Here is an 18702-nt window from a genome sequence, read left to right on the forward strand (position 1 = left end):
CGGAGGACGAAGCCAGGCGGCGCTTCAGCTAGACCGTCGTTGCGCTATAGATCTCCCCGCGCCGGAGAGTGAAGCAGTCCAAGTGGTGATGCAGCCCTTGACTACCGTGTGGCCCTTATTGGTGATCGGCAACGCGAGACCCACCGGCGGCGCGGCACCCGCTCTGCGCCTGAACGGAGAAACACAGCGTGCTGGGGGCGCGGTTACTTAGTGAGGGATCTCCTCTAGGCCGTTGGCGGCTAGAGTTGCGGTCATCGCGGCGACGACCCGGTCAGCGGGCCACTCGTCTGGTGCGGAAATGAGCATTCCTCCGGCCAGCTCCGTGGACGTCAGTCCTTCTTCTAGCTGGCTTATCGTTCCCAATTCTGTGTTGACCCACGTTCGGTAGCCGACGGGGATCTTCCATCCGCCACGGCGGGCCGTGCGGGTCACCAGCAGGTCGGACAAACTCAGGGCGGCAGGCGTCCAAGCCTCGGCAACAGCGGCGCAGAGCGCGTCACCCATCTCCGCTGTGACCCCGCCGGGCGCTATCTCACGTACATCAATGGCGATGGCGTGAAGGGGAACACGTCGTCCCTGTGATCGCGATCCCGCTGAAACTTGCACATGAAGCGCAGCCGCAGGGCCTTTCCCTGAGACCGTGAACAGATAGCCGCTCTCCGGTTCCGGATCGCCGAATGTTCCAGTTGTGACGTGGCTTCTTACGATGTCCGCCAACGCTTCTGGCGTTCCCCGCCATTCTTGATGCTGTGGTGTTTCCCAGCTAGGTATCGACAGCGCATACGCCAATGTGGACAAGAGTGCGTCGGTGCGGCGGGCGATCCATTCTGGCGACTCTCCGGTAGCGACCCAAATCGCATTCAATGAAAAGTCGGCAGCCCAGATAGGCCGCACTTGCGAGAGGGTCACAGTTTCGGAGTGTAGATGACGGTTACGTCAAACAACCGTCGCCGCTCAAACAGCTGGCGGAGGGCTGCCGCCCCGTACGGATCCGAGACATGCCACTCCAAGATCGCACCCTCTGGTAGGGCGTCGAGCTGACGCTGTGCCTGCCCAAAGGCCCCTTCCGCTCGGCTCAACCAGTAACTGTTACCAGGTTGGAACGCCATGCCTCTGAACCCGTCCTTGGCTTCGAGAAACACTTCTTGAGCCCCCCGGTAGGTATGACCGTCGTAGTCGACTGGTGACCCGGTCTCGGGGTTGATTTCTACGTACTCCGGAAGGTAGCCGCTGGGTGGCCGCTCCGTGCCCGAGATCTGCCCTTGGTAGGGCATCCACTCTCGGTCGGGGCCTCGGTTGATATGCGCCCAGCCGGGCTCGGTGTCGCCTCGGGTGAAGGTGGGTTCTGGGACGCGAGGTGGATATTCACCGGGGAAATGCGGGTCGCCGGAGTTGTACTGATAGTGATCAGCGATGCCGGGGTCGAAGGTGGCGGGCTCAGGAGGTTGATAAACACCAGTTCCTGGATGACCGCTGTGGCCTGAAGGTCCTTCCGGCGGTGACGGGTGGTGATCCGGCACCGGTGTGTGCGGGTGGTCTGGTGGAGTGACATGGTGATCGGCAGCTCCGCCGTGTTCATGGCCGCCCCCGCCATCGGGCAGGTGTCCCGGCGCTTGATACCCACCCCCGGCAGGAGCGGGAACTTCGGCTGGTGCCGGTGAAGCGTGTCGTGAAAGCGCAGTATCCGCCGGTGCCGGTGGGTGTGCTCCGACGAACTGCGGGGGGTGCCCTGACATTTCACCCGTCGGTGTAGTTGTGTGGCCAACACTGTGTGGCACAAGCTCCGCCGGTCCATGCTCGCGCGCAGGCGGTATCTCATGGGGTAGATGTGGGCCGTTTGCGATCGGCGGCGTCTCGTGTGGCAGATGCAGGCCTCCGGTGGCCCCGAATCCTCCTGCTCCCTCGGCTTCGACGAGGCCCCCTCTTGCTGCCAAAGCCTCCGGGCCGAACATCATCGAGGGTGCGGTGATGGCAGCCTCAGCGGTCTTCCCCCCGAGGAAGTAGGCCGGATTGGGTGAGTTGAGGGCATCTTCGACGATCCCGGCGATGGGCGGCTTGACGATGGCTTCTGCCGCGCCCTCGGCCAGTCCCGCCCAGGATTCCAGAACGCCAGGGGCTCCTGGGCCACCTTGTCCGGTGAGGTTGTGAACCATGTCCTCGAAGCCAAACCAGGTGTCAGCGAAGCCATCGCCAAAACCCGGTCCCGGACCTCGGCCCTCGGCTTGGGGGACCCGGTTGCCCATGAGGCCGTAACCTTCTTGAGCGCGGGTGACGAAGGTGTTGAGTCGTTGCTCGATCTGCTCGGGGGGCACTCCGTCTCGCCTGAGCAGGTCGCGTGCCATGGCCTTGAAGGCCTCAACATCCGCCGGGGGGATCGGTACCAGGGGGCCTGCCGGAGCCGGGCCGGGTTGCGAGAGTTGATTGAGCATCTCGGTGAGGCTGCCGGGCTGGTGTGCACCGTCATTCTTGCCCGGCGCATGGGTTCCTGTCCCGGGGAACAGCATCTCTTGGAGCCCGGGTGGACCGCCTGCGGGTTCGCCTTCCCCGGCTCCGAGCAGGTCTCTGAGCCCGGATGGGGTCTGGGTGGGCGCGGGCGGGAAGACAGCCTGCTGCGCGCCAGGCGGTTGGCGAACCTTGGGGGAAGTCGGCATCGCCCTGTGCGGGTCATACAGGGTGGCCCCGAAGTTGAGATCCTTTACGACGGTGGATTCTGCGTCCCGGATCTGTTGTGCCACATCCAGTTCGGCGGCCCACCACTTGGCGGACTCGGATTTCAGTTCGGCTTCGGCGGCAGCGACGGTTTTCGTGTTGGCGTCAGCGGTTTCTTTGCTCGTGCCCTGTGGCGGGGTGTAGCTGATCGACAAGTCCTCGTTGACGTGCACCCCGGGGCTGGCGTCAGCGTTCTCGATGATCTGCTTGGCGTTAGCCAGCGGCGGCATCAACGTGGAATTGATGGTGTTGCTGATCTGACGGGCGGCTGTGTCGACGGCGTCTCGGACGCGGCTGACTGCTACGTAGTCTTGTCGGGCGCGCGCCTGCGCGGCTTCAGCGGTTCGCCCTTCCCAGGTGGAACCTCCGGGGCGCTGAACGTACCCCAGGTAGGTCTCTGCGTGCCGTTCCAAGGCCGCTACGGTGGTCTTCCAGCCGTCGATCAGGTCGAGCACTGTGTGCGGGTTAGCACCCAGAATCTGCGACTTGGTCGGCATCGGCGCGCCTCGGACTTAATCGGTAGTCGGCGCTCGCTGCAAGGTTGGCATGGTGTTGACCGCCGTCAGCAGCTGTTCCTCGCTGGCGACAAATCCTTGGTGTGCCAGATCAATCATGTCGGCGAGCTTGGAGAACCGACCGGCCACTGCCGCGTTGATCGTCGGCAGTGTTCGTGTCGACATCTCCTGGGCAGCGGTCAGCGACGGGGCGGCCCCAGCGTCCACGGTGCCAGCAGCGGGGATCTCGTGTGGCAGGCCTTGCGTCACTCGCCAGACCAGCGTTTGCAGCTGGGGCTTTAACCGGCCCAGCGCATCCAGGTCGGCCTCTAGTACCGGATCGGTCACCGCTTCCCCTTCAAGGTCAGGCCTTAGTGAAGACCCGAGCCTACCGACCAAGCTGGCACGTCAGTTCCCGAATGCGATGGCCGGGGGTCTGAGGGGCAACTGCCACTACTCTTACCCCTGTGGGGATTCTCGGTCGGATTTCGGCGCGTCAGCGGCTGCGCAGGGCGACCCAGGAATCGCTGTCGGTGCCCACCTTCAGCGCGCCGCCCGATTGCACACCTTGGGTGATCGGCGACCTGTGGCCGGAGGAGTTATCGCACGGCAGTCCTGAGACTGCAACGCTCGCGCAGTATCTCAAGGTTGACCTGCAGCGAATCGCAGGCTCGGCAAACGACGATCTTCGAGCCATTAGCCGAGCAGGGTTGGACTATGCGGTCAGGCGTGACACCGAGGCCCGAGTGATCGACCAAGCCCGCGATCGTGCGGTGCGCCGGGTGGAGTCCACGATGCGTCAACTCCGGCAGATGGGGCAGCGTCCCCGGCCCGATACGGGTCATCCAGTCCCGAAGGGTGACGAGCCCGCCGACCGCAAAACCGCGCAACTTCAATCTGCCGCCCTAGGAGCGACACAAGCGGTTGATATAGATAAGACTCAGGTCATCCCCGCTGTGAAGGATGGACAACCTCAATACCCAGCACCAGTGCTCGATGACCGGCACCAGGAACCGCAGCCAGGCGGCGCAGAACGAGAAACGGTGGCTGAGGACGCTGCCAAGCACCGGTTGCGCGCCGACAGCTAACACCCTGGATCGCTACGAGCTAGCAGGGTGCGTCCACTCCAAGGTCTGCCAAGGCAGCGGCCCACTGCGTGTTAATGCGTTCCAGCTCAGGCAAAGACAACGGCGGGGCGGGCGTAGTGGATCTGTTCGCATCATCAGCCCGCAGCCTGGCGAAGACGGTGCGCGAAATTCGTCGTTTCAAGCGACGCAGCGCCACTACGGGCGAATCCTGGGCGTCGCAACGCTTCCGGTAATACGACTGGCCTGGACTGGGATGACTGATCTGCACGATAGCGATGCGATATAGAGCGCTGTTGAGCTGACGATTCCCTGATCGTTGGCCCTTCATCCGCACCCGGGTGCCGCCCGAGGATCGTGGGATAGGCGCGAGCCCGGCGTAGGAGGCGAACGCGGCTTCGCTGCGGAACCTGGACACGGCGGCGGCCTCGCCGACGATCTTGGCCGCCGTCAATTCACCGCAGCCGTACAGTGCCAGCAACGAGGGGGCGACGGCCCGAACTCGTACGGCAATGCGTCTTTCGAGGGCATCGATCTCGGCGGTGAGGGCGATGATGTCGGCGAGTTCGTCTCTTGCCAGCTCGGCGACCATACCGGGCTGACAGGCCAGCCAGGTCCTGAGTTCATTGACGGTCTTGGCCCGGCTGAGTGACCCGGGTTTGGGTGCGTGCGCGGGGTCCAGTTCATGAACGCGCCACAGCAAGCGGTACATCGTTGAGGATCGGTGTTTGATCAGGTCTTCACGTCGATCCACGAGCAGCTTCAGTTCGCGGGAAACTTCGTCGTGGCTGGCCACTGGCAGGTCCGGTTCGCGCAACACCGCGCGCGCCACGGCCAATGCATCCATGGAATCGGACTTGCCTCGTGCCCGCGCTGAGGCCCGGGTGTAGGCCATCAGGTGTGGCGGCACCCGCACCACGTGCTGCCCGGCGTCCAGCAGGTCGCGCTCCAAACGCCCCGAGAGGTTGCGGCAATCTTCGATGCCCCACACCAAATCTGCGCCGAACTTCTGGCGAGCCCACGACAGCGCGCTCAAGTGACCACCGGTAACAGCTTTTACCGTCAGCTCGCCGAGCTGTTGACCCACACTGTCCACCGCGACGAATGTGTGGGTGGTCTTGTGGGTATCGACTCCAACAACAAACATCACCGTCGCCCCTCGTGCCTTAATCCACCCAGCGACGGCCAAGTGCACAGACCCGAACGTCAGCGTGCGGGGGATGCGTACAGCCCGTTACGCCCAGGACCGGACAACATGCTCAGCGAGCACTACGCCCAGAAGCCAGCACAGTGCGGCACTACTCCTCAACAGCCCAAGCCCCGGGTATAACGGGTGTCGGCCAAAGCCCCGGTGGGGCATTACCCGACGAGCCCAGGGACTCATTTGCCGTCACCGGACCCACCCCTCCCGCCGAACGTCGACACTGCGGCGTGGAGCTGGCCCCCCACCGGCATAACTCCGGAAAGCCAGGCGCACGGCGATCAGGATCACCTCATTTTAAGGCGGACGATCATAAATCACCCGTGACCAAACTCAGGAAATGGAACTCCCTACCGGTAGTGGGTGGCTGTTCGCGACCTAGCGGCCAGGCCGGGTATCACACTGGCTTGTCGACCGCTGTTAGCTTGACCCCGGAGCGCCGCAGGTCCGTCATCCGTGGGTCAGGTCGCCCAGCCGCGGCGCAAGCCCTTACGAACATCTGTTGCACCACCGAAGGCGACAGATGACGATCCGGGTCCCGAACTGACGGAAAGAGCAGTGAATCGCGCCCTGGCTGAACGTGCTGGCGAAGGTGCGCCTCGATCATCGGCACAAGAGATGGCGGCAGCGCAAGATCCCTGATCCCCTCCGTACTCGTCGGGCTCGTCACTCGAAAGACACGGTTAACCAGTGCCACCGCCCGACGCACCTGCACGACCCCGTTGATCAGATCGACGTCTTTGCGCCGCAGCTCGCTGAGTTCACTGACCGGCATACCCAGCACTGCGGCCATAAGAACGAGGGCCCGGTAGGCCGGTGGCATGGCCGCCGAAATGGCTTCGACTTCGCTGCGCGTTACGGGCCGGACGCTGTCGATCCGTCGCGAGGTCGATACACCGCTGATCTGGCAAGGATTGGCCTCGATCAGCTGGTCAGTCACTGCAGCCTCCATGATCGAGCGCAGCAAGGAGTAGGCCTGGGCTCGAACCGAGGGTGTGGTGGTCGCTACCTCGGCGTACCAGGCATTCACAGCAGTGGGACTGATGTCACGAAGATCGGTGGAAGCGAAGGTCGGCAGAAGGTGCCTTTCCAGCAACCTGCAATAGTGCTCCCGGGTGCGGCCCGAGATGCTGCGCCACGCCAGCCACGTCTCGGCGTACTCGCCGAACCGGACGGCTTCGGAGGCGTGCTGTGGCCCCATGCGGTGAGAGGCTAGCGCTCTCGCCCATAGGACTTGATGTTCATCGCCACCGGCGGCCATCCTGTGCCATAAGCTGGGTCCGTGGCGAGTGCAATTTCGTCGATTCTGCCAAGGCGTGCGTTGTCTCTCCTGTGCGCATTGAGTATCGCCAGCCGGTACGATGCCCGGCACTTGCGCGGCAACGCTCAATGTCCTGATGAGTTCGAAAGGTGCAGAGCCAAAAAGGGTGTGAGTTCAGTTCATAACATTCACGCACTGTTGAAATGGACCACCGGCTTCGCCATCATCTCTACCATTATCTCGGGCAGCTTCATTGGCTGCCCTGCCGCACGAGCTGAACCTGCTACCCGAGTGGATGCGCGAGACGGCGCTTCACCGGATCTGCAGGTCGGTGTCGGTGTTATGCCGGGGCTCTGGGTTGGTACCAACGTCGAGGGATACAGCTACCCCGGCAACTGCACCATCGTGAAATTCCGCGATTATCCGCCGCAGTACTCGGGCGAAGGTGCGTTAGTTGACGCGCTGATGTCGGACTTTGGCCAACCGCTGACATACCGAATTACTCCGGGCGGGACCATCAGATTTGGGAGCGGTTGTGTATGGGTGCGAATTAGCTCGTGAACAGTTGTCGTTATGTCCCGTGCTCGCTCAGGCCGAGGACTGATTCAGCATCGCACGATAACGGGCACAATCAGACCTTTCCTGCAAACTCTGGACAGAAGTGCTTGACCGCCAACGCGATATACGCGGCCTGCGTCTTGTCCGTTGTCTCACCAAGCCTGTAGTCCATAAGTTGTTGATAGGTCCAACCTTGATAGAGCTTGATGCAGAGATTCTGCACTGTTGGGAGGGTGTTGTCGCAGATCTGCTGGGGATTGGTGACGTTAGGGGGCGAGAGTTGGCGGTTCAGGTCCGCGCAGAAGGCGACGGTGTTTGGATCAGCCTGCGCCGCAGGAGCCGTAGGGAGCAAGGCTGAAGCCGCAAGAAGCGTGGCAATGGCTGTTTTCACGTTGCCCTCTCGTCGCCGCCGGAGGTGATGCTCGCATCGCAATTTACGCCGAGCCACGATTCCAGGCCCTAGATTTGCCTCGACCGGGTTGCGCTCCCTTGTAAGTCCGGAGGTGAGCCTCGCTGCCTCTTAGGCGCGGCGCGGCAGCCACCCAGCCGCCGTCAGCCTGCTGGGCGGACGAGCCACGCGCCCGCGAAGTTTTCGGATCCCGGCCTACCTACAACTGTTCAGCCGTCCGCGTCGGGGTGCATCAAGCGTCTGACCGTCCGCAGATCGTCCGCAGTAGAGCTAACAACAGCTTTCATTAGCCAACGGAACCAACCCGCTGACCAGCAGATTCCCAACGTACCCAACACAGCTTGAACCACCAAACGCCGAGAAGAACGGACTTAAAATCCGCCAAGTATCGGTTCGAGTTCGACTGAAACCGCGCCCCCGTGGGCCGTCAGTCGGGCAACGACGCTGCCGCTGAAACGCACAGTCGGTCCACCCGTGACGCCTACGTGCGCCCACTCGGCTGGGGATCACACAACCTGTCTGGGCGAGCACCGGACCGATTCCTTGCCGCGCCCGCACGTGAATCGGGTGGCTGTCGCACGCCTTGAATAGGATCGCGTCGGACGACCGAGAATGGCTAAGTCGTCAACCAGCTTGACCGAGCCCGAAGATGGGGGTGCGCTCTTGCTAATCCGTCAGCACGAGCCGTGGGTCGAAGAGCTGAGCGTGCAGCTTCAGTTCGAGGAACTCATTACCGGCAATGGCTCTGTGCTCACGCTGCCTGCCGCGACCGCAGATCTATTGGGCTGGGTAGGCGATCAGCGGGTCTTCCTACCAGTGCAGCATGACGACTGGCAACAAGTGATCGGCGATTACAGCGACAGCCTCAAGAACTCCGGTCCGAAACTCCTTGCAGTGGTGGCGACTCAGACCACCGCTATTGACGTTCTTCTCCCTAACCTCATTTCGTCGTCAACCGATGCCGACGGCTCGATCCGACGCACAATGGACGGCGCGGTGCGAACCGACCTGCAAGTCGTCCTGCAGCAGCTGGCGACGACTCTCTCGTCCGACGAAGCGATCATCGCTTCATGGCGAGATCTCGTGAAGACCTGTGAGAAGCGAAACCGGCAGGTCGAAGAAGTTTCATTTCGACGAGATACGCTCTGGGCAATTGCCTCCGTCCGGAACCTCGACAGCGGCAGATTCGGCATATTTCGGGACGTGGATTCGGTACTCACGGACGTAGCGGACGCGGTCAAGCGGGAGCAGTGCCGCGCGGCTGGCACTGAGTATCACCAGGGCATCCCCGACTGGGAGCCGAGCGGCTTGGAGGCTTGGCAGCGATTACCACTATGCGAACAGATCTTGATTCGCCCGCCGACCAAAGCCGACTGCATCGTGTGGCTTCGGCTTGCCCCAACCCACTTACCTCAATACGAGGTCAACCACGGTGATGTCACCTTCTATAACGCCAGCTACCTGAGCGGTCACGTCGGGCATCCAGAACTCGCCGACAACTTCAAGGTCCCACCGATGGAAGTCCTTGCTCTTTCCGAGGACTTACCGTTGCTCCGGCCAGGTGAGGTCGAATGGGAAGACGACTGGAACATGGCCTACGCACGAGTGGTCTTACTCGATACGGAAGTTCATGAAGCGGAGGCGCAAGCGCGAACGCTCATCGAAACACTGAAGGTGGTCAACCACGCGGAGCCCGGCACGTGGCAACTGAAGCGGGGCTGCATCAAATTCGTTGACGGTCGGCGGACCAGCTTCTCATGGGGCCCGGCGGAGGACGTGAAGGACCCTTACTATCCCCAGAACGACCGCCTGGGTCGCGATATCGAGCGCATGAACCGCCGCTTCAGCAATCTGACAGCGAAGTCCGTCCACGCCCTGCAGGACGCCATCGACCTAACCGCCGCACTCAAGGCAGCATCCGATGAGGGTCCAATTGCCACAGTCATGGCTGCCGTGAGAGCCATCGAGCACGTCAACGTCTGGACATCAGCGGGCGAGAAGCACTGGGCAGACTTCGCGAGTTCTTACTTCAAGAAGGCGCAAGCACGTGTCCGCATGGTCGAGTTCATCGGCTACTTCACCCGAAACGCAGTTGAGAGGGTGCCTGACCACCGACCAGGTGCCCCCTCGATCCCCGATCTGGCTGAACTGCGGGACAAGCTGTCGATCACCAGTTCCTACGGCCACGGTGCTTTCGACGTGCGCGGAGCTGCTGACCACGTCTCTACGCTCAAGGGAATCTATGCCGACCACTGGCTAAATCGCGGGCTTGGCGAATTGGAGACGGTATTGGCGAGTCCCCCGGCGATGTTTGCCCGACTCGACGAACTGGGTCGCCGCTTCGAACGCCACCTACGTCGGCTAAAGAGGCTGCGGAATGCCGCCATTCATGGAGGACCCGTCTCAGCAGCAGGCTGCAGATCGGTCGAGACCTTCGCGTACAACCTCGGACATCAAGTCCTCAACGAGGCATTCGTAGCTCTTTTGACCGGCAGCGATGTCAGATCGCACATGGACAATTATCGGCAAGACCATTACGACCGGTACGAGCGGGTGCGCACGAGCGGGGACATAGATGCCCTGTTCGTCGTCTCAGAACCGTAGCTCCGAAGTCTGCTGTATCCCAGGGCAATATTGACTGAGCTCGGATTCGCTAACGATCCCATCGAAGACGGAGAAGGGATCTTCCTGGCCGACGATCCGTGCCCACATTTTGCCCACATTTTGCCGGTAGCAACAGGTATCAGCAGGTGCCAGGAGGTGGGTATTTTTGCAGGTGAGAGCCGATTGCGCCGCTCTGACCAGTTGCCTGCCGAGAACCACGACTTCTTCTCCCGGAGGGGCTGCTGACGACCACGTGAGGTCTGGGTCAAGTGGTCGCTTTGGTGCCGAACTGGGCAAACACTGCGCCAGCAAACAGAATTTCTGACGCCAATTGACGCCAATCATGACGCCAACCGGCTCCCGTGCAGGGGTGTGCAACGGCGTGCCCACATGCCTTGACCTGCACGGATGCATTCCTGTGCACGGCTCGACACGCCGAAATCATGCCTGGGGGTCAAGTGGTCGCAGGTTCAAATCCTGTCAGCCCGACGCATGTCCTGTCTCGGGACATCGTTGACAGGTGTCCCGAGACATGGTTTACACCTCGTGCCGGTTTTCTGGGCTGTTTCCGCATTTCACGCCGCGTGGTTGGTAGTCGCGGTTGGGGTCGAGGGTGAGTTTGCGGATGAGGTGGCCGGTGCTGCGGTCCAGGACGCGGATGTCGAGGTCGTCGATGAGGACGGTGACTTTGGTGCCGGTGCGTCGTTTGCCGAGGCCGATGTGGTGTAGGCGGCTGTTGTGGCGCAGGGTGATGACGCCGGCGGCGTCGATGACGTCGGTTCGGATGCGGCAGTGGGCCGGGATGAGGTAGCCGCTCGGGGTGGCCTTGAGGCGGGCGTTGAACGCCTGTTGGGGGGTGGTTCTGTTGATCGCCCGGTGGGGGCGCTCGGTGTTGTAGTAATTGGTGAATTCGTCGAGTTGTTGTTGGAGTTGGGCCAGTGTGGTGGCGGGATGGGCTGTGAGCCATTGCTTTTGGGTTTGGTGGAAGCGCTCGACTTTGCCGCAGGTCTGGGGATGGTAGGGCCGGGAGTTGAGGTAGCGCACGCCTAGTTCGCCGAGGGTGATTTCTGGGTAGGTGCGTCCGCCGCGGCGGGGCGCGCCGGTGAAGATGGCGCCGTTGTCGGTGAGCACCGAGGCTGGTGTGCCCCAGCGGGTGAAGGCGGTGGTGAAGGTCGCGGTGACGTCGGGGCCGCTGATGGTGCGGCGAGCCACGCTGGCGATGTCTAGGCGGGAGTGGTCGTCGATGATGTTGAGGATTTCCGCACCGCCGCCGTGAGCGAGGTGCCAGTGGGTGGTGTCGGCTTGCCAGCATTGGTTGGGTAGTTCTGCGGCAAAGCGTTTCCAGGAGGAGCGGGGGCGCTTGTGGGGTTGGGGTGTGATGAAGCCGCGGCGCTGCAGGATGCGCCAGATTGTGGAGATGGCAGGCACGTTGGTGATGGTGGGGTCGGTGGCCAGGTGAGAGGCGATGGTGTCGGCGCCGGCGTCGAGGCCACGTTTGGTCAGGGTCTTGCGCAGTCGCACGATGCGATCCTCGACATCGAGGGCGACGGCGTGCGGGCTGTGGTGTGGCCGGCGTGAGTGGGGCAGGAAGGCGGCGGCACCTTCGGTGTCGTAGCGTTTGCACAGTTGTTGCACCCGTTGCCGGGAGACGTCGTAATCACGGGCGACATCGCTTTTGCTGCGACCTTCCAGGACCACGGCGGTGATCACGAGCTGCGCCTTCGACATGGCTGACCTCCTGGCTTGCAGAGTGTCAACTATGTCGCGAGACAGCTGCCAACTATGTCCTGGAATCACACACTGTCAGCCCGACGTTTCTACCAGCGCAGATGTAATTCCGTGCAAGATTCGTGCGAAAGGGTCTCGGCGTGGCTCCGAATGATTGGAGTCTTCTCACATGACCACCACCCCATCCAACCGCATTTCCGCCCGTACGTCGTCAAACGATGAGTAGCGGCATGTCCGAGGGTGTGCTGTCCACGTTGCACCCGTCAGCCATCGACAGGCTCTCTGACCTGACAGAGCGGATCTTCCTCTCGGACCTGACCACGCTCGAGGCCTTGGGGATACTCGCCATCTTGGAGGTGACCGACCAGCGGGTGAATGCAGCAGCAGCGCCGGTGTTGCGACTCATGCCTGACGTCGCTCGCCCTCACAAGCTGACGGTGCGATGAACAGCCTCCTTTAGTCCTCGCTGGGCCATCTAATAGCCCGAAATCCCCTGTCTAATAACCCACCTGGGAATTATGTTTGCTGGATAAGGGGTTTTGGGTGGAAAAGAATCGTGGCAGATAGATCAGTGGCGAGCGGCAGTCGCCGCTCGACGCCTGGCCAAAAAACCCGCAGCACGTTTGTGCTGGTCAGAGCACTGTTCTCGAATCTCGAAACTTGTACAACTCCCCAGATCCCGTACGCATCGCGACGCGGCGACTCGGGGTCGCCGCATGGGCCTGGCGGATAGAACCGGGGTTTTTTGCTGGAAGCTCGGAGGCTGAACCCGTCGGTGATGTCTAATAGCGGTGCTTGTGCAATCCAACAGCGTGGTCATATCGCGTTCCCGAGTTCCAACTTCCACAACTCGCGCTGATCGCGGTCGGCTTTACGCAATTTGGCGAGGTCTTCGGCGAGAACGCTGACTTCCTCATCCAGCAATTCAATGAGGTGTTCATTACCGCCGGTGTCAACGAAGACGAGGAGGGGGACGAGCCGGCCGTGGTCACTTTGAGAGAGCTTACGATTGCCCGGGGGCGCTCGGCTGCAGTCAGCTGGTGATAACAAGGGAAATCCCTCTATCCGACGGCGAGGATGATTGTTACAGTCAGCCAGCCAGTCCGCAGCCTCGATAAGGACACCAGATGATTCTTGCGCGACTCTTCGCGGCAGACGTTTCTCCCACAGGCGCGTCTATCGGCCTAGCTAATCCGGCATCCGCAGAACCACTCTGCGGCTCGCGGCGCCGGAAACCCAGGTATCAATGGACCCGGTGGAACGATTGGCGATCGCGACAAGCCTGGCACGCCACACGCCGTCTGAGAGATGCGCCGCAGCGGCGAGCAACGACTAGTGGCCTGGCCATTAGCGCTGTCTTAGTCTGCGCGGCTGTCGGATTCGCCAGCCCGGCATCGGCTCAACTGGGCGAGGGTAGCTACACCTGGACCATTACCGGAGGGGGTCCTGTGGGTCTGCACAGTAATTGGGTGCTTAACTCATGTGATCAGAAGTGCATGACGATCCATTTTTCAAATGGGGAAACAATGGATGTGCATCTGCAAGGCAATGCTTGGACCGGAACCGGTTCCTTCAATGGGTGCGCATATACGATCGACAACGGGTCACTTGCCGGTTCGCAGAATTGTCCCGACGGGACCTCGACGAAGTTCCAATTAACTATCAACAACTAAGGACGCAGAGGCACCCCGCCCCGACCGCCAGCAAGTGGATGCAATAGCGCCCGATCCGCCGGATGGGTTCACGCGGTCCTCGCAGCACTCTTGATAAACTCGTAGCCAAGTTCGGCTCGCGTTGTCATCCCTGCGCCGTTGCCGGGCGCTGCAGCGGGATCAATGGCGAAAATGTCGTACGACATCAGCTTGGATGCACCTGGACCATTTACCGTCGCCGCTCTGCTTGCGGGTCCACTTCGGATTGTCTGCCGTCGCGTCGGCTGGGTATGCATTGCGGGCCTCGGCTGATAGGGGAGACGCAGTCGGAGATTGCTGCGACACAACGGCTGTCGGTTTCCTATAAGCCACGTCACCGGCGGCCGGCGTTGTGAACTCCGCGTGCTCGCGCAGATGCCACCCCGTGGGGACGGCGCGATGGTCGTAGTAGTGCTGGAAGAGTTCGATGGCCTCAGTGGTGATCAGCACTTCGGCCGCCGAACCAGGTAGGTGTTGTCGCCGTTGCGGATCGGTTCGGTTTACGACGACTCATTCGACGCTTCGGAGTGCCCGACTGTGTAGACGCGGTACATGTTGTCGCTGTCGAGTTAGCGGATCTCAACGGTGAGGTGGTCTGGGGCGATCCCCATCGTCTGTATCCACTCGTCGGGGAAGACAGTCTCGTCATACTCGGCATCTGGCGGAAGCGGGTCGATGGAGTAAAAGGTGTACTCGCCGTTTCCCAGGCGCTTGATTCCAGCCGCGATCTGGCTCGGTATTTCCTCCGTGAACTCGCTCATCCAGCCGGAGGAGCGATTCGACTTACGCACGTGTGTGGGTCGTGTAAGTTTCATTCGCTCGGCACCTTTTTCAACGCGAACGCTTGTGATCTCCACGGTTTCGACTACTCCTCGTTCGTTCGTGATGGTGACGTGCGCGGGGTTGTGCTCGGTCACAACAGCGTCGAAGTGCCTCTGCTGGCCGTCGACCCCGGCGGTTTCGGGTTTGACTTCGATTGCCTCGTAGTGCCGTCAGGCGCCCGGGCCAACCATCGTAGAATCGACCGTTATCCGCACCGATGACGGTGGCCTTGCGTTGTTCTCTTGTGACTCAGCGGCTTTCGTTGTCTGCCTTAAACTGCTTGATGCCTTCGGCTTCGTGGAGCTTGCCGTACCCTTGCCGCCGTACAGTGACTCAGTCCCCGAGGCGTTGGTAAGTGGTCGTTGTACCAGTTTGTCCATCGCACTCGGTACCGCCCGTTGCAGTGTCCCAGCCGCGACCCGTGAGTAAGGTAATGGGATTTTGTGGCGGGTCGGGAAGGGGAAATTCCGCCGACGCTTTTAGCTGCACTTGCTTCTCGTCGAGGTCGCAGCCCACCTTATAATCGAGGTTCCACAACCATTTACTGTCCACCCACCGTAGAACCTGAGTCTGGCCGCCGGGGTCGCTGACCAAAGAGCTTATGCAGCGTGCCTGTGCACGCAGGCAAGAGGTCAAGACCGGCCCTTCATGCACGGCTGGTATGCCGGTGCCGCGGTTGTATGTCACCCGGTATCGGCCATGGAGCGCATCTGCCGGTGATCCGGTGCGCGGCGGTTGACTCGCCGGATCCGGCACGCTCGCCTCTTCTGCTACCGCGATCCTGGTCAGAGATACGGACCGCTTGGCTTGGCAGCCAGTGTGGGCATCGATGATGGTTTCGTCACCGGAAAAGGCCGTGCCGTTGAGACTTGGGGTTAGCCGGAGGACTTCCCAGAGTTCTGATGTAGCAGTCTCTGGACAGGCAGTTCGAAAGCTTTGCGGCGCTGACGTCTTGTCGATGATGTCCACACCAACCCACTGAGCGCTGATCTGGTCCAACACGAGCGACTTCCCGGGATCGGGGCCGGTCAATTTAGCGGTGGCCACGCAGCCTGTGGACGGGCAAGTGCTGCGGATTGCGTACATCCCCGTTGCCGCCGCTGCGATTTCGCCACCCGAGGTGGGCAGCAGAGGACCGAACACGACGCTAAACGTGCCCGTAAAAGGACCAGTGGGATTGGCGGTGGCTGACGTCGGGTTATCTTCGCGCTTCGCGATGATCAGCGTCGCAACCACTACAACGATCACGGCGGCTAAGACGAAGACGCTGCGATTTGGCCGCGGTTTCTTCGCTGATGACGCGCGATGTGGGTCGGGCGGCGTGGACCCCAGCCGTCTGGCAGGTGGCGGGATCGTGCTGGGCTGGTTGGTGGGCGGGGCGCTGGGAAGGGAATTAATCACCCGCCGCGCTGGTGCGCCATTGGTCGGTCCGCCCGGGATGGCAAGGTTCGGGGCGGACGGGATTATTGGTTTTGCGGGTACATCGGCTCGACTAATCGGCGTCGTCGTGGCGTGGTGTGCGGCGGCGGCGAGTTCGACGGTGGTGGCGTAGCGATGATCGGGCTCCTTGGCCATCCCAGTGGCGATCACAGCGTCGAGTGTGGCGGGCACGTCGGGTCGGGTGGTCGAGGGTTGCGGGGGTGGTGCGTGCAGGTGGGCATAAATCAAGCTGGCCGTAGTGGACCCGGCGAAGGGCGGCCTGCCGGTCAGACATTCGTAGAGCACACAGGTCAGGGCGTAGATGTCGGCGCGAGGGTCGTCGGTGTTGTCGGTCATCCGTTCCGGGGCCATGTATTGGAACGTGCCTATTGCATTGCCGGTCCCCGTCAGACGGGTGTCGTCGGTCGCGCGGGCGATACCGAAGTCGATTAGGTAGGCGAAGTCGTCCTTGTCGAGCAATACGTTGGAGGGCTTAACATCTCGATGTACGAATCCAATGTCATGGGCGGCGTGCAATGCCTTCGCGACCTGTTCGATTATGCGCACCGCGCGATCCGCTCGCAGAGGCCCCTCGGCCAGCACTGCTTGGAGGTCGCGACCGTCAATCAACCGCATGCTGACGTATAGCCGTCCCTCAATTTCGCCGTAGTCGTATATGGGGATGACGTGCGGACTGTTCAGTCGCGCGGCTGTTTGAGCTTCTCGTCGGAATCGCTTCTGAAACTTGGGGTCGTCAGAGTATTGGGCGAGAAGAGTTTTGATCGCCACCATGCGGTCGGTCACCGTGTCGTGGGCCCGCCAGACCTCACCCATCCCGCCGCGACCCAACAACGAGATCAGCGCATACCGCCCGAACGGAGATCCCGCCACGTTTCCCCCTGATGACCTCGGGCAGAAGTACCAGGATGTTAACAATTCGCGGAATCCAGCAACCGTTATCGTCGCGCAGCGGCGGCAAGATCTTCAGTCAGGGCAAATCCCAGTGGGGAATTACACGACCGAAACAGATCGCAGACCGGCCCCATCCCTGCGCGACTGGTTTCCGCGGCAAACGCACTGGCTTACTGATTGAATACCCTCAGTGAACGGCGGAGGGATCGAACGGTGGGGGATTACCAGAGGCTCAGTCTCGTTCATGGCGCAGGCACGACGGTGTGGAAAGGTTTCGACCCCGGTCTGCGCCGTGACGTGGCCCTCAAAGGCGTGAACGGTTCAACAACGGTGGCCGATGCTCGGCGCACCGCCGAGGCGCTGTCGGTTCTGCGGCATCCGAACATCGTGTCCGTTTACGACGCCTTCGATGACGACGCGGGAACGTGGTTGGTGGAGCAATGGGTGTCGGGAGCGCCATTGCCCTCGGTGCTGTCGCGGACGCCCACGCTTCTCGCGGTCGATGCGTTGGCGTTGGTACGCGGTGTACTCACCGGGTTGGCTCACGCACATGACCGCGGTGTGGTTCACGGCCGAATATCGCCGGCCAGCATCATGATCGACGAATCAGGGACACCGCTGCTCGGGGGTTTCGGAGCGACGCAGACCGGCGCAGAGGGCGCGCTGTACACCTCGCCCGATGTCGCGGCGGGTGGAGCAGCCGATGAGCGCTCCGACGTTTACAGCGTCTGCATGGTGCTGGTCGAATTGCTGAGTGGTCAAAAGCTTGTCGCCGACCCGCTCCCTGCGGAGCGCACGGCGCCTGACCTGTCAGGCATCGGGGCGCCCATTGCCGCAGTGCTGGCAAGTGGGCTTCACGTCGACCCGAGACACCGTCCGGCCGACGCTTCCGTGCTGCTGGCACGTCTCGACGAGGCGGCCGACACGGCCCATGGCAAGGGCTGGCTGGCGACAGTAAGCCTTGGTTCGCTCGGGTCGACGGCGGCGGCAGTTGCGGCGAAGGCGTTGGCGGGCTTCGGGTCGGTTGCCGGGGCTGGGGCGGGGACCGCGGCGCCGCTGGGTATCGGGTCGGTTGCCGGGGCTGCGGCGGGGACCGCGACACCGCTGGGTATTGGGTCGGTTGCCGCGACTGGGTCGGGAACCGCGACACCGCTGGGCATCGGGTCTGTTGCCGGGGCTGGGTCTGGAACCGCGACACCGCTGAGCATCGGTTCGGCTGCCGGGGCTGGCAAGGGGAAGATACTGCTCGGCGCAGGCGTCCTGGCCACGGTCGTCGCCGCCATCACGGCAATTATTCTGCTGCTGCCCCATTCAACAGAGTCAACTGCCTCTCAGACAACGACGACCACTACGACGACACCTGCCGCAGCGTTGGCGCCGCTGGCACCGCCGCCACCGCCACCGCCGGCCGGGCCGAGGCTGAATGGGACTTACTCGATCACAGCGACGTTCCGGACTGCGACGGTGACATCCGTCATCAGCTTCGCATCGGACTGCGCTATGTGTGACGCGACGCTGACGGCGAACGGTAAGAGCGCCACCGTGACGTGGAACGGCACCGGATGGGAGCACACGGAAGGCGGGGCGTGCGTGATGCGACACGTGCTTACGCCCACGAGCATCGTTGATGGCATCGTGCAGACGTTCAGCCAGATCTCGACGATACTGACGCCGGGTTCGTGCGGTGTCGGAGGTGATGGCACCGGTGTCGGCACCAGGACCGGCCCCTAGGACGTTCTAGACGGACGCGCTGTGGGCAGGGCGGCACGACGACCAGACACGCCAATTTTCTACCTGGGGGTCAGTGGT

The 18702-nt window shown here is 62.1% G+C and carries 15 protein-coding genes; 6 read left to right on the forward strand and 9 right to left on the reverse strand.

Annotation, left to right across the window (positions count from 1 at the left end; all coding sequences use genetic code 11):
- Nucleotides 1–207: 207 nt before the first annotated feature.
- From C0J29_RS33760 to C0J29_RS14500, 3 genes are read right to left on the reverse strand one after another with little or no spacing between them, the layout of a single operon-like run.
- On the reverse strand, nt 208–909 hold the full coding sequence (locus C0J29_RS33760; protein ID WP_242460436.1) for a hypothetical protein: 702 nt from the start codon (nt 907–909) through the stop codon (nt 208–210).
- A complete protein-coding gene (locus C0J29_RS14495; RefSeq protein ID WP_120792759.1) occupies nt 906–3206 on the reverse strand; it encodes a Tox-REase-5 domain-containing protein in 2301 nt (766 codons plus the stop codon). The genes C0J29_RS33760 and C0J29_RS14495 overlap by 4 nt, the downstream gene beginning before the upstream one ends.
- A 15-nt stretch (nt 3207–3221) precedes the next feature.
- Nucleotides 3222–3551, reverse strand: a complete 330-nt coding sequence (locus C0J29_RS14500) for a hypothetical protein (protein ID WP_120792760.1) — start codon at nt 3549–3551, stop codon at nt 3222–3224.
- A gap of 119 nt (nt 3552–3670) precedes the next feature.
- Between C0J29_RS14500 and C0J29_RS32830 the strand changes: the two genes are divergently transcribed.
- Complete coding sequence (locus C0J29_RS32830; RefSeq protein WP_162951466.1) at nt 3671–4291, forward strand: hypothetical protein; 621 nt, start codon at nt 3671–3673, stop codon at nt 4289–4291.
- A gap of 19 nt (nt 4292–4310) precedes the next feature.
- On the opposite strand, the gene C0J29_RS14505 is transcribed toward C0J29_RS32830, so the two are convergent.
- On the reverse strand, nt 4311–5435 hold the full coding sequence (locus C0J29_RS14505; RefSeq protein WP_242460642.1) for an IS110 family RNA-guided transposase: 1125 nt from the start codon (nt 5433–5435) through the stop codon (nt 4311–4313).
- Nucleotides 5436–5886: 451 nt separating this feature from the next.
- Entirely contained in the window at nt 5887–6690 is an 804-nt protein-coding gene (locus tag C0J29_RS14510; protein WP_162951467.1) for a tyrosine-type recombinase/integrase, read from the reverse strand.
- Nucleotides 6691–6771: 81 nt separating this feature from the next.
- On the opposite strand from C0J29_RS14510, the gene C0J29_RS32835 reads away from it, so the two are divergent.
- Nucleotides 6772–7311: a hypothetical protein gene (locus C0J29_RS32835; RefSeq protein ID WP_162951468.1), complete on the forward strand. Its 540-nt coding sequence runs from the start codon at nt 6772–6774 to the stop codon at nt 7309–7311.
- 70 nt (nt 7312–7381) lie between these two features.
- Here C0J29_RS32835 and C0J29_RS14515 read toward each other — a convergent pair whose 3' ends face one another.
- Entirely contained in the window at nt 7382–7699 is a 318-nt protein-coding gene (locus tag C0J29_RS14515; RefSeq protein WP_162951469.1) for a DUF732 domain-containing protein, read from the reverse strand.
- A gap of 651 nt (nt 7700–8350) precedes the next feature.
- On the opposite strand from C0J29_RS14515, the gene C0J29_RS14520 reads away from it, so the two are divergent.
- Nucleotides 8351–10321, forward strand: a complete 1971-nt coding sequence (locus tag C0J29_RS14520; RefSeq protein WP_162951470.1) for a hypothetical protein — start codon at nt 8351–8353, stop codon at nt 10319–10321.
- Between the two features lie 537 nt (nt 10322–10858).
- On the opposite strand, the gene C0J29_RS14525 is transcribed toward C0J29_RS14520, so the two are convergent.
- Nucleotides 10859–12049, reverse strand: a complete 1191-nt coding sequence (locus C0J29_RS14525) for an IS481 family transposase (protein ID WP_120792764.1) — start codon at nt 12047–12049, stop codon at nt 10859–10861.
- A gap of 230 nt (nt 12050–12279) precedes the next feature.
- Between C0J29_RS14525 and C0J29_RS14530 the strand changes: the two genes are divergently transcribed.
- Both C0J29_RS14530 and C0J29_RS14535 read left to right on the forward strand, forming a co-directional pair.
- Nucleotides 12280–12495, forward strand: coding sequence for a hypothetical protein (locus C0J29_RS14530; protein WP_120792765.1), 216 nt, complete (start codon nt 12280–12282; stop codon nt 12493–12495).
- A gap of 349 nt (nt 12496–12844) precedes the next feature.
- Complete coding sequence (locus tag C0J29_RS14535) at nt 12845–13093, forward strand: hypothetical protein (RefSeq protein ID WP_120792766.1); 249 nt, start codon at nt 12845–12847, stop codon at nt 13091–13093.
- A 1216-nt stretch (nt 13094–14309) separates the two neighbouring features.
- Here C0J29_RS14535 and C0J29_RS33765 read toward each other — a convergent pair.
- Nucleotides 14310–14657 carry a hypothetical protein gene (locus C0J29_RS33765; protein WP_242460437.1) on the reverse strand — a complete coding sequence of 116 codons (348 nt, stop codon included), beginning with the start codon at nt 14655–14657 and terminating at the stop codon, nt 14310–14312.
- A 238-nt stretch (nt 14658–14895) separates the two neighbouring features.
- A complete protein-coding gene (locus C0J29_RS14550) occupies nt 14896–16872 on the reverse strand; it encodes a serine/threonine-protein kinase (RefSeq protein WP_120792768.1) in 1977 nt (658 codons plus the stop codon).
- Between the two features lie 234 nt (nt 16873–17106).
- Between C0J29_RS14550 and C0J29_RS14555 the strand changes: the two genes are divergently transcribed.
- On the forward strand, nt 17107–18624 hold the full coding sequence (locus tag C0J29_RS14555; RefSeq protein ID WP_162951471.1) for a serine/threonine-protein kinase: 1518 nt from the start codon (nt 17107–17109) through the stop codon (nt 18622–18624).
- Nucleotides 18625–18702: the final 78 nt, after the last annotated feature.

This window comes from Mycobacterium paragordonae (assembly GCF_003614435.1).
GTDB lineage: Bacteria > Actinomycetota > Actinomycetes > Mycobacteriales > Mycobacteriaceae > Mycobacterium > Mycobacterium paragordonae.

What these genes read in the sequence shown, in the direction of transcription:
- C0J29_RS14505 (WP_242460642.1), bottom strand. Translation starts at nt 5,435, where the DNA reads ATGTTTGTTGTTGGAGTCGATACCCACAAGACCACCCACACATTCGTC.
- C0J29_RS14495 (WP_120792759.1), bottom strand. Translation starts at nt 3,206, where the DNA reads ATGCCGACCAAGTCGCAGATTCTGGGTGCTAACCCGCACACAGTGCTC.
- C0J29_RS14530 (WP_120792765.1), top strand. Translation starts at nt 12,280, where the DNA reads ATGTCCGAGGGTGTGCTGTCCACGTTGCACCCGTCAGCCATCGACAGG.
- C0J29_RS14525 (WP_120792764.1), bottom strand. Translation starts at nt 12,049, where the DNA reads ATGTCGAAGGCGCAGCTCGTGATCACCGCCGTGGTCCTGGAAGGTCGC.
- C0J29_RS14510 (WP_162951467.1), bottom strand. Translation starts at nt 6,690, where the DNA reads ATGGGGCCACAGCACGCCTCCGAAGCCGTCCGGTTCGGCGAGTACGCC.